5 protein-coding genes and 2 pseudogenes are annotated in these 8,144 nt (G+C 34.8%); 2 read left to right on the top strand and 5 right to left on the bottom strand.

Annotated elements, in window-relative coordinates:
- Nucleotides 1-183 precede the first annotated feature (183 nt).
- The 5 genes and pseudogenes from BAQ49_RS18900 to BAQ49_RS18920 all read right to left on the bottom strand — a co-directional run bounded on the left by BAQ49_RS18900 (nucleotide 184) and on the right by BAQ49_RS18920 (nucleotide 5,942).
- Complete coding sequence (locus BAQ49_RS18900; protein WP_071746632.1) at nucleotides 184-693, bottom strand: DUF6141 family protein; 510 nt, start codon at nucleotides 691-693, stop codon at nucleotides 184-186.
- A 1,050-nt stretch (nucleotides 694-1,743) separates the two neighbouring features.
- Nucleotides 1,744-1,986: pseudogene (locus tag BAQ49_RS18905) on the bottom strand (helix-turn-helix domain-containing protein).
- Between the two features lie 206 nt (nucleotides 1,987-2,192).
- The gene (locus BAQ49_RS18910) at nucleotides 2,193-2,381 is read right to left on the bottom strand and encodes a hypothetical protein (protein WP_071734889.1); all 189 of its coding nucleotides are present in this window, start codon (nucleotides 2,379-2,381) and stop codon (nucleotides 2,193-2,195) included.
- Nucleotides 2,382-2,620: 239 nt separating this feature from the next.
- Nucleotides 2,621-2,758, bottom strand: a pseudogene (locus BAQ49_RS18915) (topoisomerase DNA-binding C4 zinc finger domain-containing protein); the annotation flags it as partial.
- 34 nt (nucleotides 2,759-2,792) lie between these two features.
- Complete coding sequence (locus tag BAQ49_RS18920) at nucleotides 2,793-5,942, bottom strand: bifunctional cytochrome P450/NADPH--P450 reductase (RefSeq protein ID WP_071746633.1); 3,150 nt, start codon at nucleotides 5,940-5,942, stop codon at nucleotides 2,793-2,795.
- 585 nt (nucleotides 5,943-6,527) lie between these two features.
- On the opposite strand from BAQ49_RS18920, the gene BAQ49_RS18925 reads away from it, so the two are divergent.
- Both BAQ49_RS18925 and BAQ49_RS18930 read left to right on the top strand, forming a co-directional pair.
- Nucleotides 6,528-7,172: a TetR/AcrR family transcriptional regulator gene (locus tag BAQ49_RS18925; RefSeq protein WP_071746634.1), complete on the top strand. Its 645-nt coding sequence runs from the start codon at nucleotides 6,528-6,530 to the stop codon at nucleotides 7,170-7,172.
- Nucleotides 7,173-7,449: 277 nt separating this feature from the next.
- Nucleotides 7,450-8,144 (top strand): RNA-guided endonuclease TnpB family protein (locus BAQ49_RS18930; protein WP_131802727.1); only part of this gene is annotated, 695 nt, incomplete at its 3' end.

Below are 8,144 nucleotides of genomic sequence, written 5' to 3' on the forward strand. Positions count from 1 at the left end.
CTCAAAATACCCCATACTCCTTTTAGATGTTCGATCAACTTATAAAATTTCTTTTATTAAATACCAATCTGATATGAAGTTCACATAATCACCGTTCTCAGAAGTAAATTTAAGTTGTTTTTAAATTAGGTATACCTAGTACAAATTCTTGAATTGCGCCCGTTTGTTGAAGATTAATTTTCATTATACTTTTTGTACTGAGTCCAATGCTTTTTTTAATTCGTCTGATTTTTGAGTGCCGATTACCACTTTGTTATATTTCAACTTTAACTCTATACCTTTCTTTCCATTCATGTTATATGCTTTTTCACCCTTAAGGTTAAAACGAATTCCCCATCCCCCAAATCGTTTTAGTGGACTGTAAGTAATGCATTCATAGTGATGTATATTTTTGAAAAGGTACTGCTTATATTGAAGATGAAAAGGAACAAAACGAACATAAAGACCTTTTTCACGGACCTCAATGATCAGTTTCAATACTCCAAGCATTAACACAGGAAAGACAATCCCGAAAAACAACCACAAAACAACTAATACACCATTGGGAGCTGGTTTATCTCCAAACGGGGTATCAAAAATAATTTGTTGAATGAATCCATACCACATCAGTATGGCGATCCCTAATATGAGTATCCATACCCAAATTGGGGATCGCTGAACCTCACGAAAGATAACGTGTTCTTGTTGTTTCATTAATGATTGTCACCTCCTAAATGGTTTATTTTTTCTCACTAATTTTCATATAATCACTCCCATTCGAATCCCTTTTTATCCCATATTAACACGTAAAAATAATAAAAAGCGATATTCTCTATTTTCCCCTTGTTTTTGGGTGTGAGTGCTGGCTAGTCGTGTGGGGGCTAAACCCCACATAGCGTTGATCCATATAGGGGTCACTATATCATTTGGGGAAAATTGTACGCTAAGGACTACAAACCCTTATCATTACAGTATTTTTTAAAGATGAGTACATGTTCAGAAAGATAAAAATTTAAGCTTAGTTGAACATTGATTTGTTTACACACTTTATGAATATGATTATAGCTAGAAAACGATGATATTATTGAGTTTTACCCTCTGTCCATAAACATAAGGTTTTCTGGACAAATGTGTCTAAACGTACAGTAAATGCTTTAAATATGTCCAAATTGTGTCTAAAGGGGTACGGAAACTATTATGGGTTTCGAGGACCACTCTGGAATTAAATATCACGATACAATTTTGATAATTGTATTTGAGAACCTCTAAATCTTTTAAAATCAATAACTTGTAATCTTATCAATGGAATAAACCCTATTGATAATGGTTAGTTAAAAGAATATCCTTTCTATCAATTGAAACTTAATTTATCCTTAAAATTTAGGATATAAAAGTCAAAACTTAAAGATTTCTCTCTTGGTTGTATATTTATTTTCCATGGTGGCCCCTCATCCCTCGAATCGTTTTCAAACCCCTATTTCAAATCTACATTTAAATGTATACATATACTAAGTTTTTGAGATAAATGTTTTTATAAAAAATTCGGTACGTGAAATTATTTAGGGCCCAAAATAGAAGCCCTCATAGACTATAAATCTACGAGAGCTACCTAAGGGTATTTAGACTTTCGACTTGATTCTATTGTAACAAGCTTTCACCAAATAGCAAAAACATAATGATCCAAAACCAAATAATCAAACGAAATGCGCTCTTGAATCCTCCCCAGAGAGAAAATGTTTCCTCTTGCATTATTATCCCCCTTTCCTACTTATCTTTTGGTTCTCCAAACCATTCATACATTGCCTGTCGGCTTATAATCCATTCCTTACGCTTCCCTTCAGGATGCAAAAAATACTTCACTAAATCTTCTTGTAACATGCGTTCTAAATCATTTATTTACTTCTCGTTCATTAGAGAGGGGCTATATTTATTCTTAATTGTCTCACGAGGAATCCCCCAATAAAAAGCTGCTTCAGATGGCGTCATGTATTTATCAATTTCTTTCATGGGCATTCTCCTTTGTTTGCTGTTAAGCAAATGAAGGGTTATTATTTTGCTTGTTTATATTTACTATCTATGACAGCCAAACGGATCAACTTCAGCTTAATATCCTTACTAAGAAAAAGCCATTCAGATGTACCAATTTTTATAACCTTTTCCTCCCCATTCTCTTTTTATATTTCAAGAAAATTAACCCCTTAAATATTTGTATTTTACACTAATTTAACAACTAGGGAATCCCCATCATATTCATGAATGTGTAAATCATAGCGCATTTCTGTTACATCTAGTACCTTGCAAAACCTCTGATAGTAAGCCGGATTAGTTACTTCCATGCCAATTTCTCCATTTCTGAACAGATACTCTAAATCATCAATGATTTCTTTTACTGTATTCTCCAATATTTTCACTCCTTACCTTTATAAAACAACAAACCTTACAAGGTTATTTGTTTGTTTTTCAGATATTTCACAGAAAAATTCTTAATAACATCCTTAACTCACTTTAAACCACTTATTTTCGCTTACAACACACCCTTTGTTATTTAGGTCTTATGTCATTCACTTTTAAATAAACATTGGTTATATCGAAACCTAAGAAGCCTTTTTTTGATGAGAGTATAATTTTTTAAAATTAATTTCTAAAAATAACAAAAGAGCTGAATTTTCATCACAGCTCTTTTGTTATTTGGGTCTGTATGTGTACATGTGGGATATTGAGAACAGCCCAAAAACTTATTTCCTGTTTTATTCGAATTACGAACGATTAAATGATTTTTAAACTTTGCAACAGAACCCTAATACATTTTTTTATTATCCCGCCCAAACATCTTTTGAATAATACAGGTTTTCTTCTAACTGTTGTAGCCACGCACGTGCTTCTGGTTCACTCACATTATAAATATCAGCGTAACTTTTTATAAGCGTATTTTCTACATCAGGCGCCATCTCTCTTCCATCACCACATATATACAAATGCGCACCTTGATTAAGTAAATTAATCACCTTTTCAGCATCTTGTTTTATTAAATGCTGAACGTATATTTTCGGCTGATCCTTCATTCGAGAGAAAGCTGTGTGAAGAGCCACAATTCCTTCTTTCTGTGTTTGTCCAAGTTCTTCTTGATATAGATAATCCTCTTTAGGTGAACGACACCCAAAATAGAGATGCGCTTCACCTAATGATTCACCATTAATTTTCATTGATTTTCGAGCTTGCAGAAAACCTCTAAATGGTGCAATTCCTGTTCCCGGCCCCACCATAATAATCGGGGTTTTAGGATTTTTCGGAAGTTCGAAGCCAGACTGTGAATTTGAAATAAAACATGTAATCGAATCTCCCTCTTTAAGCTGAGCTAAGTAGGTAGAAGCAATTCCTCTGTATTTTCCATTTCCACTCCATGCATTGTCTTCCACAACACCAACGGTAATACTCAATTTCTGGTCATTTACTCTTGGCGAAGAAGAAATTGAATAATATCGTGGACGCAATGCTGGAAGTAATTCTATAAAATTACTAAATTCCATTTCGCATGCTGGGTATCTCTCTAATAATTCAAGCATAGTTAATCGTCTGGATAAAACTTGTTCTTTATATACACGTTTTTCTAATAGTGCTTCGAGCTCTATTTTGTGTGGCGGACAAACAGTTTTTGCTGCCATTGCACGTAATTGATTTCTTGTGACCGGTTCTTGAAGTTCTACAAATTGCAGTAACTCATTAATTGAAACAATGCGATTTAAAGGAAGATGTACTAGCTTTGTATTGTCACCAGTTAAACGGATATAATCAGATCCATTTAGCTGAAAACGGGATAGTACACGATTCACTAATTCTGGATAGTTTCTCGGAATCACCCCTAGATGGTCGCCTTCTTTGTAAGTTACATTATTCGGTAAAGAAATTTCAAGGTGTCTTGTACTTCTTGAGCTACATGGCTGTTGTAATTCTTCATTCTTTACAGTTTTTGTTGTAAAAGTAGGATACATTTTTGCTAAATTTGTTTCCGCTACACTGTCTACAGATTTAATAGAAAGAGTAAAGGCACTTGTCTCACTTCCTTCGATATCAAGCTTGAAGTGATCTGCTACATCATTCCATAGCTGCTCACGCCACTCTTCATAAGCTTCTTCAAAGTCATCACTTGCATCTCCTTCACCACGCCCTGTTAGACGCTCTGCTCCTTTTATTGCAAGTTGTTCATCAATAAAGAAAGGTACCTTTTGATAGGTAGTGGCCCAGCTCTTATCGCCGCAGCCAAATACAGCATAGTGAACACCTTTCACTTCATGCTCAGATGCTTTCTCCAACCACTCTACAAACTTCTTCGCATTATCAGGCGGATTTCCGTTATAAGAAGCAGAGATAATCAATACCACTCCTTTTTTAGGAAGGTTCCCTGCATGAGAATCTAATGAAGCAGCTTGTGCTGCAAATCCTTTACTAAGAGCGATATCTACCAATTCACGTGCTATTCCTTCTGCTGTCCCCATATTGGAACCATGTAGTACGAGTAATGGCGTGTTATGAACATTATCCACTACTTTACGAACATTTTTTTCTGGCTGTTCACGGTAAGGAGCAGGAATACCACCTAGAGGGATTTTTTTTGATACTGCTTTTACAGTAAGCCCTTCTGGTTTTAACGTTAAAGTTTCTTTAATATCTAATTCGTAATTTTCATGATCATAAAAATCAAAATGCTTCAAAATCATTCCCAGTACAAGAGTCGCTTCATGAATTGCAAACTGCTGTCCTATACATGCACGCTGTCCGTTTCCAAAAGGCTTGAATGCGTGCTGTGGAATTGTACTTGGATTTTCGAAACGTTCTGGTCGAAATTCCTCTACATCCTCACCCCAAATTGTTTTATCACGGTGAAGCTGTGGAATAAGTACCTTAATCTCTTCTCCCTGCTTTAACAAATATTCTCCACCAAGCGCAGTGTCTTCTTTTGGATATAGTGAAAAAGCAGGAGCAGTTGGCCATAAACGAAGGGATTCATTTAATACCATAGTAATATATTTCAACTGCTTCACTTGTCTATAAGTAGGAACAGGATCTATCAATACACGAGTTGCTTCTTCTGTTGCTTTATGTAAAATATGCGGATTTTTCACTAAGAAATAAAGTGCGAACGACAATAGACCACTCGTCGTCTCATGGCCTGCAATTAAAAATGTAATCATTTGATAACGAATATTTTCATCATCTAACATTTCTCCTGTTTCCGGGTCTTTTCCGTTTAGCATATGAGCAAGCAAATCATCTCCTTGCTCACCACTTATTTTTCGATCTGCGATTATTTTATCCACTAACCCATTCATGTATTGAATATCTTTTTGAAGTTGAAATTTTTTCTCCTTATATAATGGATCATCTGGATTCACACGCTGTAATTGGCTCATTGACTCATCTAGTGCACGCACCATGCTCATAATAAATGGATGAGGCTGATCACGATAGAAACTGTTAAAGCGATAATTAAAACCACAAAGTCCAATTGTATCAAGTGTCAGACGTGTCATATCCTCTGGTACATCAATGTGCTCATCAGCATTTAAGCGCTCCCATTTTTGAATCAACTGCATAGCGATATCTACCATCATCGCATGGTACCCCTTCATTGCTTGTTGACTAAAAATTGGTAATAAAATGTTATGAGCTTTTTTCCAGTTCTTTTCGTATGACCAACTCGTAAAAAGACCATCTCCAGCAAAGCTTCTTACATTTTTGAGTGCTGGGCCTATGCTTTTATCAAAGCGTGATTCATCACATACCTCTTTAACTAATCGTTGACTAGATACATAACGCGTCACCTGATTTGGTGTTTCAAACTTAAATATTTCTCCCATTTGATCAGCAATTTTCATTAAAGATTGAAGTGGTTTTTCTTTATTTAATAATAATAAATTTCCAAGATCTCCATCTGTTTTTGGTTGCGGTATTTCCTTTATAACCATTTGTAACCCTCTCCCCTTTATGTAAATTAATGAATTGTTGCTGATAGTTATCCATTAACTGTCCTCAACATCTTGAACCCACTTGTCTGTTAATTCTCCCTTTTTGCTTTCAATCAGCTCACAAATTTCCGTAAAAATTCCAAACAAGATTTCATTTTTTCTAACGTCTTCAAACAACTAGGTTTTCATTGTCGTTGGACGTTTTAGCTTTGTATTCATTGTGTATACCTCTTTTTTAGATATGTTTTCGTTAATCAGTCACAAAACCCTAATTATAAGCGTTCATTACTTTAGGTAGTAATATGATTGAATTCAATTATATCTGTTAATTGGTCGAGAATTCGTAAACGTGATAGTATTCGTTTTTGTACTCATGTACTTTCCCTTCTTTTTTGTTTGAAATTTACAAAAACAAACAATTGTTGATTATCCATCAGCTGTTTGTTATTGTTCAATTGTTAGTTATATTATAATATCGAGAACAGAGTATGACCATAATCAAAAAATCTAGTATTGTCGAGTATCAACCAAATCATTTGTATGTGTCTTTTTTTTATGAAATATTGAACATTGGAGGGGAATTTGATGAAAAATAATCCAAAAACGGACAGAAGAGTTAAGCGATCAAAAATAGCCTTAAAAAAATCTCTTTTTTCATTAATGGCAGAAAAAGATTTAAAGTCAATATCCATTACGGAGATCACAGAAAGAGCGGATTGTAATAGAGGAACCTTCTATTCCCATTACGAAAGCAAAGAAAATTTATTAGAAGAAATAGTTCAAGAAAAGATGGAAGACTTGATTAAAGCATTAGTTGACTCCTACCCAAACGACAAGGATATCCTATTTGAAGAAATGTCTTCTGCGGCAATGGCGCTATTCACACACTTTTGGAATAATGTTGATTATTATCAATTAATGCTGAATAAGCATGTGTATTCAGGTTTTCAAGAGTATTTGTGTGAAATAATCAATGAGCATTTTTTAAAAAATTTAAGAGCGGTACGAATAAATCCAAACCATCATATTAATCATGAAATAAATTCTTATTATACAGCCTATTCCATCTTAGGAATGCTGGTTTATTGGTTTAAAAACGACCTGGTTTACACCCCTCAATATATGGCCAATCAATTAATGAATATCCTGACAAATCATCCTTATAAAGTGAATGTCATTGGATCTGAAAAGGATAAGGTAGTGATTAAAAAAATAAACCACCACATCTGAAATTGATGATTGGTGGAAATGATGGGGGAATGAGGGCTATCCCTGGCTCATACAACTATTATGAGATAGATACATCAATAAAATAACTTTATCATTTTAGCCAAGAAGACTCCTTCCTCAAGGAACGCGAAGTGAGTAGGTGGGAGATGAATTGGCTTCGGACAAGGGATGGCAGGAAGCCATCTTAATTGTTCGACATACATAAACTGTTACTTCACTACCTATCGAATGTATGTTTGTTGTATAATAGACACATATCGAAATGGAGGTGAAATGAATGATGATTAATAAAGCATATAAATTTCGTATCTATCCAAATAAAGCACAAGCAACCCTAATCAATAAAACGATTGGCTGTTCTCGTTTTGTATTCAATCATTTCCTATCTCTATGGGATAATGCATACAAAGAAACGGGAAAAGGTTTGACATATGGTTCATGCTCTGCCAAACTTCCTGCCATGAAGAAAGAGTTTGTTTGGCTAAAAGAAGTGGATAGTATTGCGATTCAGTCGTCTGTTCGCAACCTTGCGGATGCTTATACACGCTTTTTCAAAAAACAAAACAATGCCCCGCGTTTCAAATCTAAGAAGAACAACGTACAATCTTATACCACAAAACAAACAAATGAAAACATTGCCGTTGTAGGAAACAAAATAAAATTGCCAAAACTAGGTCTTGTTCGATTTGCCAAAAGTCGTGAAGTAACAGGACGTATTTTAAATGCTACAGTTAGACGGAACCCTTCTGGCAGATACTTTGTGTCATTGTTAGTTGAAACAGAAGTGCAAGAACTTCCGAAAACAAACTCTTACATTGGAATGGATGTGGGACTAAAAGATTTCGCCATTTTGTCAGATGGAACAACCTATAAAAATCCGAAGTTTTTTCGATCATTAGTAGAGAAGTTGGCAAAAGCACAGCGTGTTCTTTCTAGAAGAATGAAAGGATCTTCTCGCTGGAATAAACAACG

It is taken from the genome of Bacillus proteolyticus (genome assembly GCF_001884065.1).
In the GTDB taxonomy this organism is placed as follows: domain Bacteria; phylum Bacillota; class Bacilli; order Bacillales; family Bacillaceae_G; genus Bacillus_A; species Bacillus_A proteolyticus.

What these genes read in the sequence shown, in the direction of transcription:
- BAQ49_RS18900 (WP_071746632.1), bottom strand. Translation starts at nt 693, where the DNA reads ATGAAACAACAAGAACACGTTATCTTTCGTGAGGTTCAGCGATCCCCA.
- BAQ49_RS18925 (WP_071746634.1), top strand. Translation starts at nt 6,528, where the DNA reads ATGAAAAATAATCCAAAAACGGACAGAAGAGTTAAGCGATCAAAAATA.
- BAQ49_RS18920 (WP_071746633.1), bottom strand. Translation starts at nt 5,942, where the DNA reads ATGGTTATAAAGGAAATACCGCAACCAAAAACAGATGGAGATCTTGGA.